Origin of the sequence: Chryseobacterium sp. IHB B 17019 (assembly GCF_001456155.1) — a bacterium.
Classification (GTDB): domain Bacteria; phylum Bacteroidota; class Bacteroidia; order Flavobacteriales; family Weeksellaceae; genus Chryseobacterium.
The window spans coordinates 3,974,657-3,997,286 of the sequence record NZ_CP013293.1 but is presented as its reverse complement, the minus strand read 5'-3'; the positions used below and the strand labels follow the sequence as shown (position 1 = coordinate 3,997,286).

The 22,630-nt window shown below is 35.3% G+C and carries 21 protein-coding genes; 9 read left to right on the top strand and 12 right to left on the bottom strand.

The annotated features are described in order from the left end of the window. Nucleotides 1–67 precede the first annotated feature (67 nt). The 8 genes from ATE47_RS18500 to ATE47_RS18465 all read right to left on the bottom strand — a co-directional run bounded on the left by ATE47_RS18500 (nt 68) and on the right by ATE47_RS18465 (nt 8,771). Nucleotides 68–433 carry a hypothetical protein gene (locus ATE47_RS18500; protein WP_062163341.1) on the bottom strand — a complete coding sequence of 122 codons (366 nt, stop codon included), beginning with the start codon at nt 431–433 and terminating at the stop codon, nt 68–70. Then, nucleotides 430–2,151 carry a C45 family autoproteolytic acyltransferase/hydolase gene (locus ATE47_RS18495; protein ID WP_082632661.1) on the bottom strand — a complete coding sequence of 574 codons (1,722 nt, stop codon included), beginning with the start codon at nt 2,149–2,151 and terminating at the stop codon, nt 430–432. Before ATE47_RS18495 ends, ATE47_RS18500 begins: the two co-directional genes overlap by 4 nt. A 28-nt stretch (nt 2,152–2,179) precedes the next feature. Then, nucleotides 2,180–3,724, bottom strand: coding sequence for a phytoene desaturase family protein (locus ATE47_RS18490; protein WP_062163340.1), 1,545 nt, complete (start codon nt 3,722–3,724; stop codon nt 2,180–2,182). Between the two features lie 173 nt (nt 3,725–3,897). Beyond that, nucleotides 3,898–4,782: an LpxL/LpxP family acyltransferase gene (locus ATE47_RS18485; RefSeq protein WP_062163339.1), complete on the bottom strand. Its 885-nt coding sequence runs from the start codon at nt 4,780–4,782 to the stop codon at nt 3,898–3,900. 110 nt (nt 4,783–4,892) lie between these two features. Continuing rightward, complete coding sequence (locus ATE47_RS18480; RefSeq protein ID WP_062163617.1) at nt 4,893–5,147, bottom strand: acyl carrier protein; 255 nt, start codon at nt 5,145–5,147, stop codon at nt 4,893–4,895. Nucleotides 5,148–5,151: 4 nt separating this feature from the next. Beyond that, complete coding sequence (locus tag ATE47_RS18475; RefSeq protein ID WP_062163338.1) at nt 5,152–6,372, bottom strand: beta-ketoacyl-[acyl-carrier-protein] synthase family protein; 1,221 nt, start codon at nt 6,370–6,372, stop codon at nt 5,152–5,154. 71 nt (nt 6,373–6,443) lie between these two features. Then, nucleotides 6,444–7,175: a 3-oxoacyl-ACP reductase FabG gene (fabG, locus tag ATE47_RS18470; protein ID WP_062163337.1), complete on the bottom strand. Its 732-nt coding sequence runs from the start codon at nt 7,173–7,175 to the stop codon at nt 6,444–6,446. Between the two features lie 75 nt (nt 7,176–7,250). Next, nucleotides 7,251–8,771: an HAL/PAL/TAL family ammonia-lyase gene (locus tag ATE47_RS18465; protein WP_062163336.1), complete on the bottom strand. Its 1,521-nt coding sequence runs from the start codon at nt 8,769–8,771 to the stop codon at nt 7,251–7,253. Between the two features lie 96 nt (nt 8,772–8,867). On the opposite strand from ATE47_RS18465, the gene ATE47_RS18460 reads away from it, so the two are divergent. Then, nucleotides 8,868–10,112 (top strand): NAD(P)/FAD-dependent oxidoreductase, encoded by a 1,245-nt coding sequence (locus ATE47_RS18460; protein WP_062163335.1) that lies wholly within the window; start codon nt 8,868–8,870, stop codon nt 10,110–10,112. A gap of 34 nt (nt 10,113–10,146) precedes the next feature. On the opposite strand, the gene ATE47_RS18455 is transcribed toward ATE47_RS18460, so the two are convergent. The 3 genes from ATE47_RS18455 to ATE47_RS18445 all read right to left on the bottom strand — a co-directional run bounded on the left by ATE47_RS18455 (nt 10,147) and on the right by ATE47_RS18445 (nt 13,964). Further along, nucleotides 10,147–10,746: a hypothetical protein gene (locus ATE47_RS18455; protein ID WP_062163334.1), complete on the bottom strand. Its 600-nt coding sequence runs from the start codon at nt 10,744–10,746 to the stop codon at nt 10,147–10,149. A gap of 93 nt (nt 10,747–10,839) precedes the next feature. Beyond that, nucleotides 10,840–12,132: a phenylacetate--CoA ligase family protein gene (locus ATE47_RS18450; protein ID WP_062163333.1), complete on the bottom strand. Its 1,293-nt coding sequence runs from the start codon at nt 12,130–12,132 to the stop codon at nt 10,840–10,842. Between the two features lie 152 nt (nt 12,133–12,284). Continuing rightward, nucleotides 12,285–13,964 (bottom strand): M23 family metallopeptidase, encoded by a 1,680-nt coding sequence (locus ATE47_RS18445; protein WP_062163332.1) that lies wholly within the window; start codon nt 13,962–13,964, stop codon nt 12,285–12,287. 369 nt (nt 13,965–14,333) lie between these two features. Between ATE47_RS18445 and ileS the strand changes: the two genes are divergently transcribed. The 7 genes from ileS (at nt 14,334) to trpS (ending at nt 21,373) form a co-directional block, all read left to right on the top strand. Beyond that, complete coding sequence (gene ileS, locus ATE47_RS18440) at nt 14,334–17,789, top strand: isoleucine--tRNA ligase (protein ID WP_062163331.1); 3,456 nt, start codon at nt 14,334–14,336, stop codon at nt 17,787–17,789. A gap of 59 nt (nt 17,790–17,848) precedes the next feature. Next, entirely contained in the window at nt 17,849–18,229 is a 381-nt protein-coding gene (locus ATE47_RS18435; RefSeq protein WP_027378898.1) for a TraR/DksA family transcriptional regulator, read from the top strand. A gap of 80 nt (nt 18,230–18,309) precedes the next feature. Then, on the top strand, nt 18,310–18,555 hold the full coding sequence (locus ATE47_RS18430; RefSeq protein ID WP_062163330.1) for a DUF6576 domain-containing protein: 246 nt from the start codon (nt 18,310–18,312) through the stop codon (nt 18,553–18,555). Between the two features lie 17 nt (nt 18,556–18,572). After that, nucleotides 18,573–18,764: a DUF2683 family protein gene (locus tag ATE47_RS18425; protein WP_062163329.1), complete on the top strand. Its 192-nt coding sequence runs from the start codon at nt 18,573–18,575 to the stop codon at nt 18,762–18,764. 49 nt (nt 18,765–18,813) lie between these two features. Continuing rightward, a complete protein-coding gene (locus ATE47_RS18420; RefSeq protein WP_062163328.1) occupies nt 18,814–19,452 on the top strand; it encodes a lipoprotein signal peptidase in 639 nt (212 codons plus the stop codon). A gap of 15 nt (nt 19,453–19,467) precedes the next feature. After that, nucleotides 19,468–20,112: a SanA/YdcF family protein gene (locus ATE47_RS18415; protein WP_062163327.1), complete on the top strand. Its 645-nt coding sequence runs from the start codon at nt 19,468–19,470 to the stop codon at nt 20,110–20,112. 292 nt (nt 20,113–20,404) lie between these two features. Then, the gene (trpS, locus tag ATE47_RS18410; RefSeq protein ID WP_062163326.1) at nt 20,405–21,373 is read left to right on the top strand and encodes a tryptophan--tRNA ligase; all 969 of its coding nucleotides are present in this window, start codon (nt 20,405–20,407) and stop codon (nt 21,371–21,373) included. Nucleotides 21,374–21,424: 51 nt separating this feature from the next. On the opposite strand, the gene ATE47_RS18405 is transcribed toward trpS, so the two are convergent. After that, a complete protein-coding gene (locus tag ATE47_RS18405) occupies nt 21,425–21,823 on the bottom strand; it encodes a winged helix-turn-helix transcriptional regulator (RefSeq protein ID WP_228376294.1) in 399 nt (132 codons plus the stop codon). 96 nt (nt 21,824–21,919) lie between these two features. On the opposite strand from ATE47_RS18405, the gene ATE47_RS18400 reads away from it, so the two are divergent. Further along, nucleotides 21,920–22,621, top strand: coding sequence for an isochorismatase family protein (locus ATE47_RS18400; RefSeq protein WP_082632638.1), 702 nt, complete (start codon nt 21,920–21,922; stop codon nt 22,619–22,621). Nucleotides 22,622–22,630: the final 9 nt, after the last annotated feature.

The window sequence follows — 22,630 nt, the reverse complement described above, 5'->3', positions numbered from 1 at the left end:
ATGAGTTTTGATTAAAAATATTCAATTAAAACACGCAAATTGGAATAAATTAATCAATAAAAACAAATTATTTATAAACCACATCCGAGAACAATAACGGAGTAGTAATAATAGTAGCAAAAATCGCTATAATCACCAATACCAACTGCATGGTATAGTAGGTTTTAGCTTTATCTTCTTCCTTCACCTCAAAAGGAAATTTGAAGTTTTCAGGTTTTCTTAAACAAAGCCAAATAATTAACAAGATAACGAGATTAAGAACAATCGGGAAAAACAAAAACATTTTACTTCCAAAGCCATCTGCATTTTTTCCATAACCATGAATAGGAATTATATCCGGAATTGAATCAAATTTATTGAATAAATAAACAGAATAACCGATAATTATTACAAAAGGAACCGCAAATAAAATCTTTATACTCTTTGGGATCATTTTAATTTCTTTATTGTTTTTTGCAAATATTTTTCAACATTTTCTTTATCAGGAACCGTTGTGATTTCTTTTGTCAGAGCCTTCTCAAATTCAATTTTTGCTTTAGAATATTCTTTTTGATTAAAATAATACTTCCCGGTTTGATAATAAACCAGCCAAAAATCAGGATTTAAAGAATGATAATGACTAAAAAATTCTTCTGTGAGTATTTTTTTATTACTAATTGCATCTTCAAATTGAGAACTTCCTTTTTTATATTCTTCGTAATTTTTGTAATCTTGAGAATTTACGAAAGGATCTTTAGCAATATTTAAATCTGACTTTGCAAATCCACCACTTTTTAACCTTTTATCGGAAAAAATTTCATTCAAATCATAGCATACAAATTCTCCCAACTGATAAGGATTTGAAGACACCCAAACCAATTTTTTCTGAGGCGAAAAAATCACTGCATGGTGCGCCAACAGCTGATTGATCGCTTTTTCATTCCCGTACCCTATTTTTTCATTTTTTAAGCCCGACCTATCTCTTAAAACAGAAGCCATTTTCTCAGGATTTAGTTTTTTATTTTCCTGTAAAAGCTCTTGAAGTTTTTCATAACGGTATTCCGAATGGCTTTCTACAATATGTTTTTGATTTCTCTTATCATCTTTGTAAGCATCAGATTGAAAGTGATTGGTACAAAAAACCCGACTTGTATTTTCAACTTTGTACACTCCAAAATTATCAGGAGAAACTTCAATAATCACAGCATTTTTATCGTTCGCACTTCCCACCAGAATCGATTCTGAAACGAAAACTTTTCTCTTTTTTGCAATCGCAATCGCTTCGTCAATATTTTTTGCGTATTGTAAAATTTCTCTTGTCACCAAAGAAATCGGAGTTTTTGCTGTCAATGGAATTTTTGATTTTCCCGCGTTAATTGTCACTGTAATTCCTTCCTTATTCATCCCCGAAACTACACCGATCATCCCGGGCCAACTTACAGACATATAAGGAATTCCGTCTTCGGGTTCTACAAATTCAACCAACTTATTTTTAGCAAAATCATCTCCCACGTAGAAGTCAAAATTCCGCCCGATCAGCAGATCTCCGTCTTCCGTATTTTCATTCCAAACCGCGAGAGAAGTACAGCCCACCATCATCAGATCCTGCATCGCATGCCCAATGTCGTGGGCTCCGTGAAGATATAGGCTCCGCAGATATTTTGGAGCAATAAAGTCATATTTATCAGATGAATACTTGGACAATCCATACAATTCTGCCTGATAATCTTCACGAACGTTCAGGTACATTTTTCTGTTGTACCATTTCAGAAATCCTCGCAACAAATTTTGTTTAAATTTCGACGGAACAAAGCCTTCAACTTTTGAAAAGAAAATTTCTTCCTGTTTCTGCATTAAATTTTGTGTTAAAGCTCCATTGTTATAGCCCAACTGCAGGGGGTTTCCTTTAATGTACAGCTCCCAAAGCTGTTGCTTATTTTTGGTTAAATAATTTTGATTAAAACTAAAAGTTGAATCATTGATTTTATTCACTTCCGGGATTTCCAGGGAATATTGTTTTACGTCAGGAACGTGTTTTATTGATTTTCTGACACCACAAGATGTAAGGCTTAGGATTAAAAATAAATAAAATAAGGTACTTATTTGACATTTGTCTTTTTGACGATAGGAAGAATTTCCACGAATTAGTTTGGATTTTTCACTCCACTCCATTTCATTCTGAATGACAAAAAACTGCATATTATTTTCCTTCTTCACTTTTATTTTTGTTAATCAATTGTGTTAATCTTTTGTCAATAAGCTCTTTACCTAAAATTTCAGAGCAAGTATTGAAAGCCCCGATTGTACAGCCCAAAATCCCATGCATATTGACAGATTGCCCTGTAAGAAAGAGATTGTCGATCTTCGTGCGTGGAGAAACCATTGTTTTTAAAGGATTTTCTGAACTTTTAATATAGCCGTACATATTTCCGTCAAAACTTCCGATATAATCCCGGTAGGATAAGGGTGAGGAAGTGTACATTCTTTTAATAGATTCCCTTATATTCGGAATTTTTTTCTCCAAAGCATCAATCATTTTTTCTGTTTTTTCCATCTTAAATTGGTCATACAATTCTCCTCTCTCATGCTCATCAACGACCGTGTTGACCGTATTTTCCCATTGCTTCACCTCATCAAAATCCATATATGAAATAGCAGTTATACTTTCTGCAAATTCCGGATGATGTTTTGATTGCGTAGAAGAAAGCATATACGTTTCGGGCCACTTTTCCTTGTCGTAACGATAAGCATTCCAAACCAAATCTTCCGATGAATAATGGTAAATATTATAATTAAAATTAGAAATTGTATGCGGCTTCAACACCAAATAAACACTGAAACATGAGGAAACAGGTTCCCAGCTTAAGACCCTGTTTAAAAAGGATTTTTTCAACCGTTCTTCTCCAATCAGTTTAATGGTTGCACGAATTTCTATATTTGATATAAATTGTTTCGCTGAATATTCTTTTCCGGCTTTCGTTCTGACTGAACTTAATTTTTGATTGTCATTAAATACAAACTCAGAGACATCAGAGTGTTTATGGACTTCCGCGCCATACTGACGAAGCTTCCTGATCAGTAATTTTGAAATCTGGCTTCCGCCTTTCACACATTTGTAAGCACTTTGAATGTAGGAATTGACCGTCAAAGCATGAACATAAAAAGGTACATTTTCAGAATCTCCGGCATATAAAAAGTTTGAACCTAATAAAATGGATTGTAGTTTTTTATTCGACGTTAGCGATTCAATAAATCTTTTTGTATTAAGATGGAGAATTTCTTCATTATAATTTTCTCTTCCGATCAGATTATATCTCGGAAACTGGCCGCAAACTCTCTGAATTTCCTCACAATAATCTTCCAGATTGTCTCTTTCTTCAGGAAAATATTGAGATAATTGTTCCACAAAATTCTCATAACCCTGAGCGTGCGGATATTCTATCTCATCATCTCCGAAACTGATTTTATCATACCCATTTTCATCCATTTTCTGAAGCTCGAGTTCATCCATAATTTCCAGATAAGAAAAATATTGATGAAGATTTTGCCCTTTCGAAAGCCCGCCCAGATAATGAACTCCCGTATCAAAAATTAATTTGTCACGTGAAAATGTCTGTAAATTTCCGCCGTATTGATTGTTTTTCTCCAAGACACAGACTTTCAAGCCCTCTTTCGCCAAAACCAGCGCCGAAACAAGGCCGCCCAATCCGCTGCCGATAACAAGTATGTCGAATTCTTTTTTCAAAGGAGAAATTTACTTAGTAAGATATAATTTTAACGCAAAGATCGCAAAGATTTTTCTATAAACTTCATGTTTTAAATTCGCAAAACGTGTTAACACTCAGCAAAGAAAAATATTTCTAAAATATCTTAATAATTTAAGTTTTAAATATTAGTTTTCGAGGTAAAAGTAGGAAATTAATCGATATCATCCCAAAAATCAAAGTAATTGAACCATTGGAGAGGATATTTTTTAATCATGGATTCAAGATTTTGGGTATAAGAATTCAAAAGTCCTTGAGCGTCACGCTTTTTCACATTCTGAGCCACTCTTGCAAACAGGTGATAATGAAGGTTTTTCTCTTTCATCACATATACATACACAACGGGAACTCCCAATCTGGAAGCGATTAAGAAAGGTCCGGCCGGAAATTTTGCACTCTTTCCGAGTAAATCACCCTCAAGATATTTTGAACCTTCAAAATAACGGTCGCCGGTAAAACAAATCAGTTCATTCTTCGACAACGCCTCATTGATCTCGAAAATATGAGACATATCGTCCTTGATGTAAATGAATTTGATGTTGCTTTTGTTTACAGCAACACTTTCCAGGTATTCTTTTATTATCGTAACTTCCTGATCTGTTGTCACTAAATTAATCTGACAATCAAAATCGATATCCGCAAAAAAATATTCTGCAACTTCAAAATTACCGATATGAGCACTGATAAGAACTCCGCCTTTTTTTTCGGCTAAAAGATTTCTAAGGTTTTCAATACCGTCGAATTCATAAGTATATTTATCCCGTAACCCTGCCGAAATCGCTGTTTTATCAATTAAAACCGTTCCGAAAGTGAAATAACTTTTATATATTGAAATTTTTGATTTCCAATATCCGTAATTTAATCTTTTTTGGAAATAATATTTGTAGTATTTATTGCTCTTTTTTTCGAATAAAAAGTAATAGAAAGCAACAAAATAAAGCACAATATATGAACTCCGGACCCCGATATTTCTAATGCACCAGACGAAAATTTTGTATCCTAAAATCGTCCCTTTAGATTTACCTTTCCACTTGTTCATAGTTTTAATTTAACAATGTATCAGCTTAACAAAGTAACAATATTTTTAAACATTGATAAACTGTCAGATTGCTAAATTGTTACATTTTTAGAGTAAAGTTTTATCGATAGTTATCCGTTTTTTTCAGCGATTTTGTTCTCAATAGTTGAATAAAAGTCATCAAAAGTGACCATTTTCTTGAAGTCTGCCTCGCCTAATTTCACACCGAAATTAGATTCGATCACTACAACCATATCAATATAATCTAAGCTGTCTAAGCCTAAAGTCGTTTTTAAGTTAGCATCATTGCTGATTTCATCGCCGTCTACCTCGAATTCATTCACCAAAAAGTCGTTGACGATCGCAACAATTTTTTCCCTTTCCATGTTTTTAATTAAATTTTTTAACAATTAATGCGGAATTGGTTCCCCCAAATCCGAAAGAATTTGACAAAAATACGTCAATTTTTTGACTTTTTGTTTCAGAGACTAAATTTATCTTTTTTGCCTCATCGTCAGGGTTTTCCAGATTAATATTTGGGGCAACGAAATCATTCTGCATCATCAGAATTGAGTAAATAACTTCACTAGCACCCGCCATCCAGCATTCGTGACCGGTCATTGATTTTGTAGAACTTACCGGAACTTCATTTCCGAAAATCTCATAAATTGCTTTTGCTTCATTCGCATCGCCAATCGGCGTAGAAGTCGCATGGGCATTGATATAATCGATATCTTTTGCTGATAAGCCGGATTGTTTTAAGGCTCTGTCCATCGCTAAAGCCGGACCATCAACATTTGGGGTAGAAATATGCCCTCCGTTTGACGAAAAGCCATAACCGATGATTTCACCAAGAATATTTGCGCCTCTTTTTTGAGCAGATTCTAAACTTTCAACAATTAAAGTTGCCGCACCACCGCTCGGAATCAGACCGTCTCTTCCTGAATCGAAAGGTCTTGACGCTTTTGTAGGCTCATTTTCTCTTACTGAAAAAACTCCCAATCCATCGAAGCTTGCCATCGAATATTTGTTGGTTTCCTGAGCTCCTCCACAGACGATCATGTCTTGTAACCCACTCTTAATCATCATGTAAGCTAACCCCAAAGAGTGAGATCCGCTTGCGCAGGCTGCGCTGATGGTAAGATTGATTCCTCTTAATTTAAATATCGTGGAAAGGTTCATGGTAACAGTTGAGTTCATTGATTTGAAAATCGCTCCTGAACCCATCAAAGTAGTATCTTTTTTCTCTCTTGCAATGTCGATTGACTCCACAACTGCCTGAGAAACACTATCATTACCATATAAAATCCCTACTTCATTATGATCTAAAAAATCCTGATCAACTTTCGCCTGTTTTAATGCATCGATGGTCGCTAGATAAGCGTATTCGCTTTCCTCGCCCATACTTACGCGCTGTCTTCTGTTTAAAAGGCTTTTCAAATCAGGCTTCGGGACAACACCCGTCAATCCCGATCTGAAACCGAATTCTTTTCTTTCCTGAACTAATGCAATACCGGATTTTCCTTGATATAGAGATTCCTTAACTTCTTCTAAAGAGATTCCTATACAAGAATAAATTCCCATTCCGGTAATTACAACTCTGTTTTCCATTAAATCTTAGGTTTTAGGTGGCAGTTTCCAGGTTGCAGCTATCACTGTCACCTATTATCTGCTACCTGATTTTATGAGTAAATTCCGCCGTTAATATTAATTATTTCACCTGTAATGTACGATGACTTCCTGGAAGCTAAAAACGCAACCAAATCAGCCACTTCTTCCGCTTCACCGAATCTGTTGGCAGGAATCATTGCTTTTAATTCATCTTCATTGAATTCCTGCGTCATATCTGTTCTGATGAATCCCGGTGCTACTGCATTTACCGTGATATTTCTTTTGGCGACTTCCTGAGCCAGTGCTTTTGTAGCTCCGACTAAAGCTCCTTTTGCTGCAGAATAATTCGTCTGACCCGCCGTTCCTTTCACTCCGGAAACCGAAACCATATTGATAATTCTGCCGTATTTGTTACGTAACAATTTTTGAATAAAGAAATTCGTCACGTTGAAAAATCCATTCAAACTTGTGTTAATCACAGCGTTCCAGTCTTCACTTGGCATCCACATGAATAATCCGTCTCTTGTAATTCCGGCATTATTCACAATAACTTCAACAACAGAATTAGGATTTTTTTCCTGCCATTCCGTTAAAACTTTTTGAGTTTCTTCGGCATTTCCTACATCGAATTTAAGGATTTCTGCGGTAGAGCCCAATTCTTCTACTTTAGCTAAAGTTTCCTTTGCTGCAGCTTCATTTGAAGTGTAGTTGATTAGTATGTGATAATTTTTTTCTTCTGCCAGTTTTATACAGATTGCTCTTCCAATTCCTCGTGAGCCGCCTGTGATGATTGCACATTTCATGTGTTAATGGTAATTTTAGTTTTTTAAAATAATTCTTTCATCTTTAGTTTTTAAACAATTAATTATGTAAAATAATTACATCGTTTTTAAATATTTTTTCACTTCCTCCAAATATGGATACATGACCATATCATCTGAAAAAGCAGGGATGATCTTTCTTATTTCATCATACAATTCTTTTGTTGACGATGAAACTTTATCTTTAAACTCAAGATATTCAATGGCTTGAATGATAGTAATTGCTTCAATCGCTAAAACTTCAAAAGCATTTTCAATCACCTTTCTGCAAATCACCGCAGCATTCGTCCCCATGCTTACAATATCCTGATTATCATTATTATTAGGAATACTGTGAACGTACATTGAGTTTGATAACATCTGGCTTTCCGCCGTTGTGGAAGTTGCCGTAAACTGAACACCCTGCATCCCGAAATTAAACCCTAATTTACCTAAATTTACAAAAGGAGGCAAAATTTCGTTGATTTTTGAGTTTAAAAGATAATTTAATTGCCTCTCTGCCAACATTGTAAGCTTCGTAACCACAATTTTAAGCTTGTCCATTTCCAAAGAAATATAATCTCCGTGGAAATTTCCACCGTGGTAAACGTGTTGGCCTTCAACGTCTATAATTGGGTTATCATTCGCTGAATTGATCTCATTTTCAAGGACTTTCTCAGTATATTCCAACGTATCCAAAACAGGTCCTAAAATCTGCGGAACACATCTCAAAGAGTAATATTCCTGAACCTTTTCTTTAAATACCTTTTCCTGCTCTTCAAAATGAGTATACAAATGATCTTCCCTTTTTCTAATCAATTTACTGTCAGACAAATGCGCACGCATTCTTTCTGCAATTTTTTGTTGTCCCGCATGAAGCTTTGTTCCGTTTAAAGCTTCAGATAAGTGATCATCATAAGCCTGAACAATTTCATTAATCGCACAAGATAATTTAATGGAAATATCAGTCAATTGATTGGCTTTGTATGCATTAACAATACCAATTCCTGACATAACGGAAGTCCCGTTCATTAAAGCAAGCCCTTCACGAATCTCCACTTGAATGGGTTTTAAACCTTCAATTTCAAATACTTCTTTTGTCGATTTTCTTTCTCCCTTATAGAAAACTTCACCTTCGCCAATTAAAACCAGAGCCAAATGCGCCAGCTGAACCAGATCGCCACTTGCGCCAACGCCACCATGTTCAAAAACAAGTGGTGTAACATCCCTGTTAATGAGCTCTTTAAGCAAATCAACTACGGAATGGTGCACTCCGGAATTACCCAACGACAAAGTATTCAATCTGGCCAACATGCAGGCTTTCACTTCTGCCGGCGGAAGAGGATTTCCAATTCCCGAAGAATGACTTCTAATGAGGTTATACTGAAGCTGATGCGTATCTTCATCGCTGATTTTAAATTGGGCCATCGGTCCGAAACCTGTGTTCACACCGTATATTACCTTGTTTCTGGAAAATTCTTTTAAAAACTGAAAACTTGCATCCACTCTGGCAAGAAGTGTATCATCCAGTTCTATTTTTTCATTTTCAATGATAATTTTCTGAAAGTCTTTCAGTTTTAAAAAGTTGTCTATTTTCATTAATTAAAGTAATAATGAGATAATGTTGTAATTATTAATTAATTGTCATTAATTTTGCGGCAAAGATAAAAGTTTTATTAAAATAAAAAATCAAAGATGGGCAAAGAATTTGTTGATGTGCTCGTAATCGGCGCTGGGCCGTCCGGATGCGTATCTTCTTCATACTTAAAGAAGAACAATATCAACGTAAAAGTTGTTGAAAAGACAAAATTTCCAAGATTGGTTGTAGGCGAAAGCTTAATTCCAAGGGTCATGGATCATTTTGACGAGGCCGGACTTTTCCCTGCTTTGGATAAAATGGGCTTTGAAAAAAAATTGGGAGCGCGTTTTTTGCGTGGCGATGAAGTCTGCCTGTTTGATTTTAGTGATAAATTCGGGGAAGGATGGGACTGGACGTGGCAAGTTCCCAGAGCGGATTTTGATAATACTTTGGCCCAGGAAGTTATTAATAAAGGTATTGATCTTGAATTTGAGACAGAAGTTATCGGTATTGAGTTTCACGGAACAGATTCTGTCACTACCGTGAAAAATAAAAATGGAGAAACGAAGGAAATTCATGCAAAATTTGTGATCGATTCCAGCGGTTACGGAAGAGTTTTGCCGAGATTGTTGGATTTGGAGAAACCTTCAAAACTATCTCCACATTCTGCAATTTTTTCCCATGTAGAAGACGTTAACAGAGAAGAAGGCGTAGAAGGAACTTTGATTTCTTTTGATATTATTGAAACGGAAGTCTGGCTTTGGGTGATTCCTTTTTCCAATGGAAATACGAGTGTCGGAATCGTTGGTCCAACTGAATATATCGATAAATTATCCGAAAGTGGAGATCCCGCAGAAGCGCTGAGAAAGGCAATTTCGCTTTCTGATTATTATGTAAAACGTTTTGGTGATGTGGATTTTCTTTTTGAACCAAGACATTTGAAAGATTATTCCTGTTCGGTAAAAAAATTATTTGGAGACGGATTTGCTTTGACGGGAAATGCTTCGGAATTCCTTGATCCGGTTTTTTCTTCAGGAATGGCTTTTGCAACGGAAGGCGGAATGACAGCTGCAAAACTGGCATTAAGACAGCTGAACGGCGAAAAAGTTGATTGGCAAACAGAATTTGCAGATTATATTTTATACGGCGTGGATGTTTTCACCACTTACGTGAAAGAATGGTATACCGGAAATCTTCAGGAATTATTTTTCCACCGCCCGGAAAATCCAGATGTAAAGAAAAAAATATGTGCAGTTTTGGCTGGTTACGTTTGGAATAAAGAAAATCCTTTTGTGAAAAAACACGATACTGTTGTTAAAAATCTTGCGAATCTAATTAAAATGGAGAAGCAACAACAATAAAAAAACGGTCTGAGATTTCAGACCGTTTTTGTTTTTATTTTAAAGCATTTTTGATTTCTTTTCCTAATAATTTTCCTGTCTTTTCGTATGCTGCAGATATTCTTCCATATTCCATTCCATAATTAACCTTACTTCCGATCCCTTCAATTTTATCACCTTGAACTTTAGCTAAAACCTTAGATGGGTTTTCAGTTTCAACAAATATCAGCTCCGAAGACAATTTACCCGGTTGCATTACAAATCCGCTCCAGCCCGCATAAATCCATTTTGATTCTATAATTAAAGTATATTTTACTGAGGCATTTTTACTAAATTTAATTTTCTTCGCTTTATCATTTAATCCATCAATAAATTTGTCAAAAAAAACAGATTCTTTATGTTTTTGCCACTCTTCATCCCATTTTCTCCAAGATTCTTCGCTTTTCTTTGCTAACGTTTCTGTCTTTCTTCTTTCAAGATATTGAGCTTCAGTATAATTTTCAGCCTGAAAAAGAGGATTTTCAAATTTGAATTGAACATTGACCTCAGTCTGATCTTTCAAGAAATCAAAATTCCCCGATTCGAAGTTAATTTTGTTCTGCGCAAAAGCTATTGTTGCGATTGCCATAAATAAAAGCAGAAATAATTTTTTCATAGTTTATTTTAAATTAAGTCCGCAAAGATATTATAAAAGACAGCTCAAACGAAGTGTCTTAATTATATTTTTGTTAAATCTTAAAAATCAGATCTACCTCAAATCAATAAATGCAATTGGTTTTCTGCTATTCGGATTGTGAACGGTTTTAGACAAAACATCAAAATCAATGATTTCAATTTTCGGACTTACCCTTAATTTTGCACGGAAATGATCCCTTACTTCATTTACGAAGCTTTCAGATTCGCTGTCTGTACTTACCTTAATGATAATTTCATCCAACCCGATTTCATTCGACTGAATAACAATCTGATAGCACAAAATATTATTAAAATCATTCAGAATATCGTTCATCGCAGGCGGATACAAAGTCGTTCCTTTATATTTGATCATCTGCTGTTTTCTTCCTACAACCGGTCCTAACCGCATGGTATTTCTTCCGCATTGACAAGGCTCGTAATGCGCTTTTACAATATCTCCCGTTTTGAATCTTAACAATGGAAGAGCCTCAACACCCAAAGTTGTGATCGTCAATTCGCCGCTTTCGCCTTCTTTTACAAGGTTCCCATCGTCGTCAAGGATTTCTGTGATAATTAATTCCGGGTGATGATGTCCTCCGATTTGATATTCGCATTCCGTAAATGCCGTGCTCATTTCTGTGGAAGCGTACGTTGAAAACAACTTAATATCCCACTTTTCTTTTATTTTCTGAGATAAAATATTATCTGTAAAGTCCTGATTTTTGATACTTTCCCCGATACAAACAGCTCCATAAACACTAGAATTTTTATAATCTAGCCCATGTTTTTCAGCATAATCGATCATTTTCAACAGAAAAGACGGAACAGTAATCAAATATATCGGCTTATACCTAAAAATTGAATCCCATTGCAATTCCGGAATTCCGGGGCCCATCCTGACAACACTTGCACCCATTTTTCTTAACCCTAAAAAATAAGCCAACCCAGCCATGAATCGTTTATCAATGGTCGTAATCATCTGAACCACATCACCTTTTTGAATTCCGGCGCAGACAAAAGAAATCGCTTCGTTGTACGCCAGTCTTTCAAGATCATTGTCTGATAATCCGAAGGTTACAGGATCTCCCAATGTGCCTGAAGTTGTGCTGTAATCCACAATTTTATCATGAGTGATACAGAAAAAATCATCGTTATTCTGCTGTATGTCATTTTTTGTAGTCGTGGGGATTTTCTGTAAATCTTCCAACGTCTGAATCTCAGAAACACTAATATTATTTTCTTTGAATAATTTTTGATAAAAAGGCGAATGATCTTCAAGATAAGTTAAAAGCTCCTGAAGTTTTTGCTCCTGAAACTTTTTTATTTCCTGACGGTCTGATTTTTCGATTGATGGATAGAATTCCAATGTTTTTATTTTAAAGGACAAATTTATTTATTTAAAATTAAAAATATTCATCTTAATTTTTAACCACAGATTTGCACAAATTTTCTCAGATGATTGTGTTGTAATTTTGTGTTTATTCGTGAAAACATTTGTGTCATTTGTGTTTAATAAAATTATCTCGAAAAACTAAAAGTCTGCGTATTTGTATTCCCCGCGGTATTTGTCGTGGTAACTTTCAAAGTATGAGACCCGGAACCTTTCGGGCATTTTTCGTCGAAAACATAAACAAAATCATCTTTTACTCTGGCAAAACGGAGCCATTTTCCATCCAATTCCGCACGAAATGATTCAATATCACCGATTTTGGTTGTTCCTTTTAATCTTAATGAACCGGAACTTACAATTGCTCCATCTTTCCAGCTTGGCGACACCGAAGGCAAACTATTGTCTAACAACAGCCTTACGGTTCCTAGCCTATTGAATTGACCTTCTGCCCAATCACCATTCCATTTTGGTTTGATTATATTTTTATCGCTTCCATAATTGAGCTCTAAGACCGTTTTGCCTTTTTCTTCGTTGGATAATTTTCTGTTGGGTTTGATTTTTACCGTGTAATAATCATGCACCGGAATGGATGAATTATTCAGAACAACAGCGTTGGAAACTGCGGCTGCGTCTGACTTTTCAGACATATTAAAATTTACAGCATCATAAACAGCGTTTTTACTTAAATTAATTTCCGCATTATCTGTTTTAATTATCTTTCCTTCGTTTGGACTTACAGTTTTATCACCAGAAGAAATTTTACCTGAATTGGTGGTAAGCTGAACTTTTGTTGTCAATCGGCTCGTGTTTCCTTTGACATCTTTTAAAACTATTTCGATATTATGGATTTCGTTATCCTGAAGATTGATAATTCCATCTGATCCGGAGCTGTAATTTTTCAGTTTCATTCCTGGCAAAGTCGATAAATGCTGAATGCTAATTTTATCACGAACAAATTTTGGATAATCAATACAGCCGTTCAAATAACGTGTATCATCGTAATGTACCTTATCAATTTTAAAATTATAAATCAGTTTTCCATCCATAAATAATTCGGCATCATAAATCCCCAGATTAAACCCCTGATTCGCTTTATCAACAGCTTTTATCGCAAAACTTATGGTCGGAGAATTCACCTGAATAACATTGGAAGTATAAACATTTCCTGCTTTTTTCACGGCAATTCCGTTTGCTCCCGGCTCGTAAGTACTGAAACGTCTGTCGTACCAATATAATCCACTGATGATGGGAGCAATTCCATCTGGAATATTGAATCCAAAAAGCAATGGATTAATACATTCCTCTGTTTTTGTATCTCTGATTTCAAAATGTAAATGAGGACCGGCAGAACCTCCCGTATTTCCACTCAACGCAATTAACTGTCCTTTCGTCACAGGAAATTGGTTCGGAGAAAAAGTAATATCCTGCTCCCATTTCTCATCTTTGTACTGTTTTTCTTTTACAAATTCATCGAGTTTATCGAAATATTTATTTAAATGTGCATAAACTGTTGTATAACCATTCGGATGAGTCACATAAACAGCATTTCCAAAACCGTATCGTTCGACTTTTATTCTGCTTACATAACCATCTGCTGCTGCAACGACAGGTAAATTTTCCTGACTGTTAGTCCGCATATCCAATCCCATATGAAAATGATTGGAACGGACAGCTCCGAAATTGGCAGCCAGCTGAATAGGAATATTTAAAGGATTTCTGAAATAATTTTGAGGATAATTATCCTGGGCGAAAATTAGACTTCCATTAATTAAACAAACTAAGAATATCACTTGGGAAAAGGCTTTCATACAAATGGTTTTAAGTGGTATTTTAAAATTACGAAATTTCTTTTTATTTTCCAGAGATTTCAAGGATTTTCACAGATGATTTAACAAACAATATAAGAATTATAAGTTTAGACAACGAAATCTTTGTGCTTAATGGACGAAATTAAATATGCTCAATCATATCTGTGAAAATCTGTGAAATCTGTGGGAGAAAATAATTCAAAAAGTTGGCTGATTCACCATTAACAATTCACAAAAAAACAATCTCTGCATTTATATTTCTGAAAGAGAAGTTTTTAATAGATGATCTCAAAATAAAACATATATTATAAACCGACAAATTTTAGTAAATTTGCCAACTTAATTAATCAACGATATTGAGATATTACAATGAGCCAGTTTAAAGAATACAAAAACCTCAACCTTATTGATGTTGCAGAGAATGTAGCGGAATTTTGGAAACAAAATAAAACCTTCAATAAAAGTGTTGAGATTCGTGAGGGGAAACCTGAGTTTGTTTTTTATGAAGGTCCACCTTCAGCAAATGGTATGCCCGGAATTCACCACGTTATGGCCAGAGCATTAAAGGATATTTTCTGTCGTTATCAGACCCAAAACGGGAAGCAGGTTTTCCGTAAAGCGGGTTGGGATACACACGGACTTCCTGTGGAGCTGGGCGTAGAAAAAGAATTAGGAATCACTAAAGAAGATATTGGCTCAAAAATTTCTATTGAAGATTACAACAAAGCTTGTCGCGAAGCGGTAATGCGTTACACCGATGTTTGGAACAACCTTACCGAAAAAATTGGGTATTGGGTTGACCTTGAAGATCCGTATATCACGTATAAGTCAAAATATATGGAGACGGTTTGGTGGTTGTTGAAACAATTGTATGATAAAGGATTATTGTACAAAGGTTACACGATCCAGCCTTATTCTCCAAAAGCAGGAACCGGACTTTCTTCACACGAAGTTAATCAACCCGGAGCTTACCGTGATGTTTCTGACACAACGGTTGTAGCACAATTCAAGACATTACCGGAAACATTACCTTCGTTTTTACAAGGTTTTGGAGACGTACACTTCTTAGCCTGGACGACAACTCCTTGGACATTGCCATCTAACACAGCTTTGACTGTCGGACCAAAAATCGATTATGTTTTAGTAAAAACTTTCAATCAATATACTTTTGAGCCGATCAATATTGTTTTGGCTAAAGCATTGGTTGGAAAACAGTTTGCAAAAAAATATAGTGAAGGAACAGACGAAGATTTTGTGAATTACACTTCAGAAAGTAAAGTTATTCCTTATAAAATTCTAGCAGAATTCAAAGGTGCTGATTTAGTTGGAATTAAATATGAGCAGTTATTAGATTATGCCAAACCTTACCAAAACCCGGAAAATGCTTTCAGAGTAATTTCAGGAGATTTTGTGACAACGGAAGATGGAACAGGTATCGTTCACACGGCGCCGACTTTTGGTGCAGATGATGCGAAAGTAGCCAAAGAAGCTACCCCAGAAGTTCCGCCAATGTTGGTTTTAAATGAAAACGGAAACCCGGTTCCTTTGGTAGATTTACAGGGAAGATTTTTATCTATTGTAAAAGATGAAATCTATGGTTTTACCAATGAATATGTAAAAGGAGAATATCTGAGTGATGATGAAAAAAACACAGAATTCAACATTCAGAAGGAGCAATTAAAATACATTATTTCTGACTTAAAAGCGTATTTATCTGTTGACGAAAGAATTGCTTTAAAATTAAGAAAGGAAAATAAAGCCTTTAAGGTTGAAAAATACGTTCACAGTTACCCACACAGCTGGAGAACTGATGAGCCGCTTTTATATTATCCGTTAGATTCTTGGTTTGTTAAAATGACCGCTGTAAAAGAGAATTTGGTTAATTTAAACAAAGAAATCAACTGGAAGCCAAAATCAACAGGAGAAGGCCGTTTTGCCAACTGGCTGGAAAATGTAAACGACTGGAATTTATCACGCTCAAGATACTGGGGAATCCCATTGCCAATCTGGAGAACTGAAGATTTGAAAGAAGAAATCATCATCGGTTCTGTAGAAGAATTATACAACGAGATCGAAAAATCCGTTGCAGCAGGATTTATGAAAGAAAATCCGTTCAAAGGTTTTATCATTGGAAATATGTCTGAGCAGAATTATGCTTTGGTCGATCTACATAAAAATATTGTTGACAAAGTAATTTTGGTTTCAAAATCAGGAAAAGAAATGAGACGTGAAAGCGACTTGATCGACGTTTGGTTTGATTCAGGTTCAATGCCTTATGCACAGCTGCACTATCCTTTTGAAAATAAAGAATTAATCGATTCTAATAAAGCATTCCCCGCAGATTTCATCGCAGAAGGTGTTGACCAGACCCGTGGTTGGTTCTACACGCTTCATGCCATCGGAACGGCGGTTTTTGACTCGGTTGCATATAAAAATGTAATGAGTAACGGACTTGTTTTGGATAAAAACGGTGTGAAAATGTCAAAATCCAAAGGAAATGGAATTGATCCGTTTGAAACATTAGCGGTTTACGGACCTGATGCTACACGCTGGTACATGGTTTCAAATGCAAATCCTTGGGAAAATCTGAAATTTGATATCGAAGGAATTGATGAAACTAGAAGAAAATTCTTCGGAACACTTTATAATACCTATTCATTCTTTGCTTTGTATGCGAATGTGGACGGATTCAATTATTCTGAAAAAGAAGTGGAAAATCGCCCGGAAATCGATCGTTGGATTTTATCTGAATTAAATTTATTAATTAAAGAAGTAAAAGCATTCTACGAAGATTACGAACCGACAAGAGTGGCAAGAGCGATCAGCAATTTCGTGAATGACAACTTAAGTAACTGGTACGTAAGATTATGCAGAAGACGTTTCTGGAAAGGAGATTACTCAGACGATAAAATCTCTGCTTATCAGACTTTGTATACCTGTTTGGAAACTGTTGCTAAATTATCTGCGCCAATTGCACCGTTCTTTATGGATCAATTGTATCAGGATTTAAATAAAGTAACAGGAAAAGACAAAGCTGAGTCTGTTCACCTGACGGATTTTCCGGTTGCCGATGAAAGTTTAATCGATCAGGATCTGGTTGAAAAAACGCACTTGGCACAGAGTATTACGAGTATGGTTTTCTCTTTGAGAAAGAAAGAAAACGTGAAAGTTCGCCAGCCGTTACAAAAAGTTTTAATTCCTGTTTTGGATAAGAAAACGGAAGAACAAATTTTAGCGGTTGCAGAATTAATTAAGCAAGAAGTAAATGTTAAAGAAATACAGTTAATCAACGCTGAAGAAGCATCACATTTAATTGTAAAACAAATAAAACCGAACTTTAAAACATTAGGTTCAAGACTTGGAAAAGACATGAAAACAGTTGGAGGAGAAATTTCAAATCTTACTCCAGAACAAATTTCAGAGCTTGAAAAAGAAGGAAAAATGAACATCCAAGGGTATGAAATTACTCTTGAAGATGTAGAAATTTCAACAAAAGATATTCCGGGATGGACGGTGACTTCCGACGGGAAAACAACTGTGGCATTAGATTTGAAGCTAACAGATGAATTGAAATCTGAAGGTATTGCAAGAGAATTTATCAACAGAATCCAGAATCTTAGAAAAGAAAAAGATTTTGAATTAACTGATAAAATTTCAATTGCTTTGGAAGAGAATTCTCCATTCTTAAATGATATAAAGAAAAATGAAGAATATATTTCATCGGAGGTCTTGTCAAATAAAATAGAAATTGTATCTTCACTTTCAAATTTTAACGAAATCGAAATAGATGAGGTTAATTTTAAGATAAATGTTGAAAAAAATTAACATATAGTTATTGTTTTTCAAATTCCATTTCATAATTTTATTAAAAAAGAGAAAAGAACATGTCAGACGAAAGAGTAAGATATAGCGATGCTGATTTGCAGGAATTTAAAGCTATTATTAAGGAAAAAATAGAAAAAGCCGAAAACGATTTGAAACTGATCAGAGAGAGTTTCATCAACGACCAGAATAACGGGACTGATGATACTTCCCCTACTTTCAAAGCTTTTGAAGAGGGTGCTGAAACGTTGAGTAAAGAACAAAATTCTATTTTGGCCGGAAGACAGGAAAAATTTGTACGCGATCTTAAAAACGCTTTAATAAGAATTGAAAACAAAACTTATGGCGTTTGCAGGGTGACAGGTAAATTAATCCCTAAGGAAAGGCTTCTGGCGGTTCCTCACGCAACATTGAGCATTGAAGCGAAAAATATGCAGAAATAACCGCAAGGTTAATTAAAATAAATTTGGGTTTATATTGTATTTCATGAATACTTTATAAACCTAATTTTTAATTTATATCCATGAGCGAATTATTAATCTTAGGAATAATTGTCGTTGCCGTTTTAGCGTTTTTCAATAGGAATTGGATCAAAAACAGGTTCTTTCCCGACAAGGAAAAGAACTATACGATGGACGATAAATTTAATTCTGATAAGCGCGAAAGGGAAAAAGAAATCGACAGGCTATTAAGTAAGATGGGTAAAAACGGAATCAATGATTTATCTGAAAAAGATAGGAAAAGGCTCGATGAATTGTCCAAAAAATAAAATTTAAATAGAGAAAAATGGAATCTATAATAGTACACACCAAAAATGCAATGGAACTGAATGCGCTGAAAAGTGTTTTGAAAGAAATGAACATTCGTTTCGAGAAATTCCATACCAAAAATACCCACCACAACCAGAAAACGATCAAGAAAATTGTCGATCAAAAAAACGAAAAAATAGGAAAACCGTTTAAACCAAAAGGATTGTAATGAAATCGCAAGGCGGTTCATATCATCATTAAAACAATTCAATTCTCTTATGAAAAAGATATTATTTGTAACGTTTCTTATTTTATTAATAGATCAGGCTTCAAAAATTTATATTAAAACTCATTTCAACCTGGACGACAGTATTTCGGTATTTCCGGGCTTCAAACTTACCTTCGTGGAAAATCCGGGAATGGCTTACGGGCTTCATTTCGGCGGCGTAATCGGGAAATATTTCCTGGTAATTGTAAGAATTTTCTTAATCGGGGGAATGATTTATTTATTCAAAAAATGGTTGCAGCGTGGCGAATCCAATTATCTTCTGATTCCGATGGCTATGATCTTTGCCGGAGCAATTGGTAACCTGATCGACGGTATGTTTTACGGGCTTATTTTCGATAGCGGAACAGTATACGATGCAAGTATCGACCGATGGATCGGCTATGGCGGGATTTCAAAAATTGTCCCTTTTGGTGAAGGATACTCTACTTTCATGAAAGGATGTGTAGTTGATATGCTTCATTTCCCGCTGGTAGACTGGAATGTTCCTGAAAATGTCCCATTAATCGGAGGAAAACATATTGAATTTTTTAAATATATCTTCAATGTAGCAGATTCAGCAATTACAGTGGGAGCTATTTTTTTATTAGTCTTCAGAAAAAAAGCATTCCCGAACGGACTCGAATTTTAGAATATTTTACATTAGATGAAAAAAAATATAAAAAATCTTTTTAAAATTTTCCTGCTTCTTATTGTTGCAGGAATTATTTTTATTGCCTGGGCAAATTACAGCATTCAGAAAAACAGTGACTTATACGTTTCTTACAATATTGCAGATATTCCTGAAACCAAAACTGCACTTCTTCTTGGAACCAGCAAAAATCTCAACAGTGGTGTACCCAACGCCTATTTTTATAACCGAATTCAGGCAGCCGTGGATCTGTATAAAAGCGGTAAAATAAAATATATTATCGTAAGCGGCGACAATAGTACAAAAGACTACAATGAGCCAGAAGACATGTTGCTGACTTTAACAAAATACGGAATTCCGCAAGAAAGAATTTTCCTGGATCATGCCGGTTTTAGGACTCTGGATTCTGTAGTAAGGGCTAAAGAAATTTTCGGACAGACTAAGCTTATTATTATTTCACAAAAATTCCATAATGAAAGAGCTGTATTTTTAGCTAAGCAAAACGGAATAGATGCGTTCGGATATAATGCTAAAGATGTAAATAAATATGCCGGCTTTAAAACCAATATGAGAGAGTATCTGGCTAAGACAAAGGCTTATTGGGATTTGATTTTCGGTGTTGAACCAAAGTTTGGCGGAGAGAAAATTTTGATTCCTTGATTTTTTCTCTTTGATTTTTTATTCAATTTTTTTTAACCGCAAAGTTTTAAATTAACCATAAACAGCTTTAAGTGGGCCAAGAAGAATCAACAAGTTGATTTGATGAAGCTGGATTTTCAAGCTTCACGCAGCAATTTTTTTGCCTTTGCCCTCTCTTATAAAAAGTGAGCTAATAAAATCTTTGCATCTAAAAATATAAATATCTGTGAAATCAGTGGTACAACCTTTAGTGTACTTTAAACTGATTCTCGTAAATTTGCAATTCATTAATTTTAAATATAAATTTTAAACAATGTCAAGAATTCTTACCGGCATTCAAGCCACCGGAACACCACATCTTGGAAACTTGTTGGGTGCTATCATTCCTGCGATTGAGCTATCAAAACAGCAAGGAAACGAATCATTTTTATTTATCGCAAACTTACATGCTTTAACGCAGATTAAGGATGCTAAAGTTTTAAAACAATATACCTACGAGATTGCTGCGGCTTGGCTTGCTTGTGGATTGGATACCGAAAAAACATATTTTTACAGACAGAGCGATATTGCAGAAGCCTGTGAACTTTCTTGGCATTTATCATGTTTTTTTCCTTATCAGAGACTTACTTTAGCGCATTCATTTAAAGATAAGGCAGACAGATTGCAGGATGTAAATGCAGGTTTGTTTACGTATCCTATTTTAATGGCGGCGGATATTTTATTGTATGATGCAGAGATTGTCCCTGTGGGAAAAGACCAGCTTCAACACTTGGAAATTGCCCGTGATGTCGCTGTAAAATTTAATAATCAGATGGGTGAAGTATTGACTTTACCACAGGCTGAGCTTCAGGAAGACACCAAATATGTTCCCGGAACAGACGGTCATAAAATGTCGAAATCCAGAGGAAATATCATTAATATTTTCTTACCTGAAAAGGAACTGAAAAAACAGGTAATGAGCATCGAAACAGATTCAAAATCCGTGGAAGAACCGAAGGATCCTGAAACTGATAAAGTTTTCGCCATCTATCAATTGATTGCAAATCCTGAGCAGACAGAAGAATTAAGAGCTAAATATTTAGCCGGAAATTTCGGTTATGGGCATGCAAAAAAAGAGCTTTTGGATTTGATTCTGACAAGATTTGAAAAAGAAAGGGAAACTTTCAACTATTATATGAACAATCTTGATGAATTGGAAGCAAAACTTCAGGAAGGAGCAGCAAAAACGAGAGTTATCGCTCTGGAAACCATTAAGAGAGTAAGAGAAAGCTTAGGAGTTTAAATAATTCTATCTAAATAATAACGAGCGGTGTCACAATGTTGATACCGCTTTTTATATTTTAGTGCTTCTGTGGCTTTCAAGGATTCTTTCTCTGTGAATTTCGCCCCACTCTCTCAAAATCATAAGAATTTTGGTGAGAGACAGCCCGTGTTCCGTTATCTGATATTCTATTGACAAAGGGTATTCATCAATAATATTTCTTGTAATCAGTAAGTTTTCTTCCAGAAATTTCAGTTCTTTGGATAAAGTCCGGTCAGTAATTGTTTTTAATTCCCTGGAAATTTCACTGAACCTTTTTGGTTTGAATGAAAGGCAAATGATGATGGGGATTTTCCATTTTCCTGTTAGAACATCAATGGTATCCGCCATATTAAGGATTTTGTTATAACAGATATTCTGTTCCAGTTTTCCCAGATAGTCTTCATTAAAATTTAGTGTATTGATCATCATTATTTAGTGTATTGATTATTACCTATCCTATAAGATAGTGAATGAGAAAACTACTGTTTCTGTCCCTAACTTTGCAATATAAAATTAAGAAAAAAAATGAAACCAAAATTTTTAAGTTTAATACTAATTGCATTAATGGGATTAATAAACATTAATGCCCAGACAAAAACCATAAAACAAAAATCTTCACCTATCCTTCAAAAAGAAAATACTGTATTACTTTTAGTAGATGAGCAGGTTGGACTTCTTTCCGGAGTAAGAGATATCAGCACCGCTGAACTAAGAAAGAACGTAGTAGCAATGGCCAAAGCAGCACAGATCATGGGAGTTCCCGTTATTATTACAGCTGTGGGGTCTGACGGTTTATGGGGCCCGGTAATTCCTGAGCTTACTGCAGCATTACCGAATGTTACGATCATTAAAAGAAGCGTAATCAATGCATGGGATGATCCCAAAGTTGTAAAAGCTGTGGAGGCAACAGGACGTAAACAAATTCTGATTGCGGGTATTTCCCTTGAAGTTTGTGCCTCTCTTCCTGCAATCTCTGCTACACAAGCCGGATACGATGCAAGAGTGATTCTTGATGCCTCAGGGACATTTAACGAAAGCAAAAGAGTAGCTGGTATCCAGAGACTTACCACTTTGGGCATTCCATTAACGGACTATGCAACTGCAGCAGTAGAATTATTAAGAGATAATGCTGATCCTAAGGCTCATGACGTTTATAATGTTTTAGGACTTGATTTTGCTACAACAGTTTGGCAATTAAATGATGCCGTAAAAAAAGGATACAAATAAAAACGAATA

What these genes read in the sequence shown, in the direction of transcription:
- ATE47_RS18500 (WP_062163341.1), bottom strand. Translation starts at nt 433, where the DNA reads ATGATCCCAAAGAGTATAAAGATTTTATTTGCGGTTCCTTTTGTAATA.
- ATE47_RS18495 (WP_082632661.1), bottom strand. Translation starts at nt 2,151, where the DNA reads ATGGAGTGGAGTGAAAAATCCAAACTAATTCGTGGAAATTCTTCCTAT.
- ATE47_RS18485 (WP_062163339.1), bottom strand. Translation starts at nt 4,782, where the DNA reads ATGAACAAGTGGAAAGGTAAATCTAAAGGGACGATTTTAGGATACAAA.
- ATE47_RS18480 (WP_062163617.1), bottom strand. Translation starts at nt 5,147, where the DNA reads ATGGAAAGGGAAAAAATTGTTGCGATCGTCAACGACTTTTTGGTGAAT.
- ATE47_RS18475 (WP_062163338.1), bottom strand. Translation starts at nt 6,372, where the DNA reads ATGGAAAACAGAGTTGTAATTACCGGAATGGGAATTTATTCTTGTATA.
- fabG (WP_062163337.1), bottom strand. Translation starts at nt 7,175, where the DNA reads ATGAAATGTGCAATCATCACAGGCGGCTCACGAGGAATTGGAAGAGCA.
- ATE47_RS18465 (WP_062163336.1), bottom strand. Translation starts at nt 8,771, where the DNA reads ATGAAAATAGACAACTTTTTAAAACTGAAAGACTTTCAGAAAATTATC.
- ATE47_RS18460 (WP_062163335.1), top strand. Translation starts at nt 8,868, where the DNA reads ATGGGCAAAGAATTTGTTGATGTGCTCGTAATCGGCGCTGGGCCGTCC.
- ATE47_RS18455 (WP_062163334.1), bottom strand. Translation starts at nt 10,746, where the DNA reads ATGAAAAAATTATTTCTGCTTTTATTTATGGCAATCGCAACAATAGCT.
- ATE47_RS18445 (WP_062163332.1), bottom strand. Translation starts at nt 13,964, where the DNA reads ATGAAAGCCTTTTCCCAAGTGATATTCTTAGTTTGTTTAATTAATGGA.
- ileS (WP_062163331.1), top strand. Translation starts at nt 14,334, where the DNA reads ATGAGCCAGTTTAAAGAATACAAAAACCTCAACCTTATTGATGTTGCA.
- ATE47_RS18435 (WP_027378898.1), top strand. Translation starts at nt 17,849, where the DNA reads ATGTCAGACGAAAGAGTAAGATATAGCGATGCTGATTTGCAGGAATTT.
- ATE47_RS18430 (WP_062163330.1), top strand. Translation starts at nt 18,310, where the DNA reads ATGAGCGAATTATTAATCTTAGGAATAATTGTCGTTGCCGTTTTAGCG.
- ATE47_RS18425 (WP_062163329.1), top strand. Translation starts at nt 18,573, where the DNA reads ATGGAATCTATAATAGTACACACCAAAAATGCAATGGAACTGAATGCG.
- ATE47_RS18420 (WP_062163328.1), top strand. Translation starts at nt 18,814, where the DNA reads ATGAAAAAGATATTATTTGTAACGTTTCTTATTTTATTAATAGATCAG.
- ATE47_RS18415 (WP_062163327.1), top strand. Translation starts at nt 19,468, where the DNA reads ATGAAAAAAAATATAAAAAATCTTTTTAAAATTTTCCTGCTTCTTATT.
- trpS (WP_062163326.1), top strand. Translation starts at nt 20,405, where the DNA reads ATGTCAAGAATTCTTACCGGCATTCAAGCCACCGGAACACCACATCTT.
- ATE47_RS18405 (WP_228376294.1), bottom strand. Translation starts at nt 21,823, where the DNA reads ATGATGATCAATACACTAAATTTTAATGAAGACTATCTGGGAAAACTG.
- ATE47_RS18400 (WP_082632638.1), top strand. Translation starts at nt 21,920, where the DNA reads ATGAAACCAAAATTTTTAAGTTTAATACTAATTGCATTAATGGGATTA.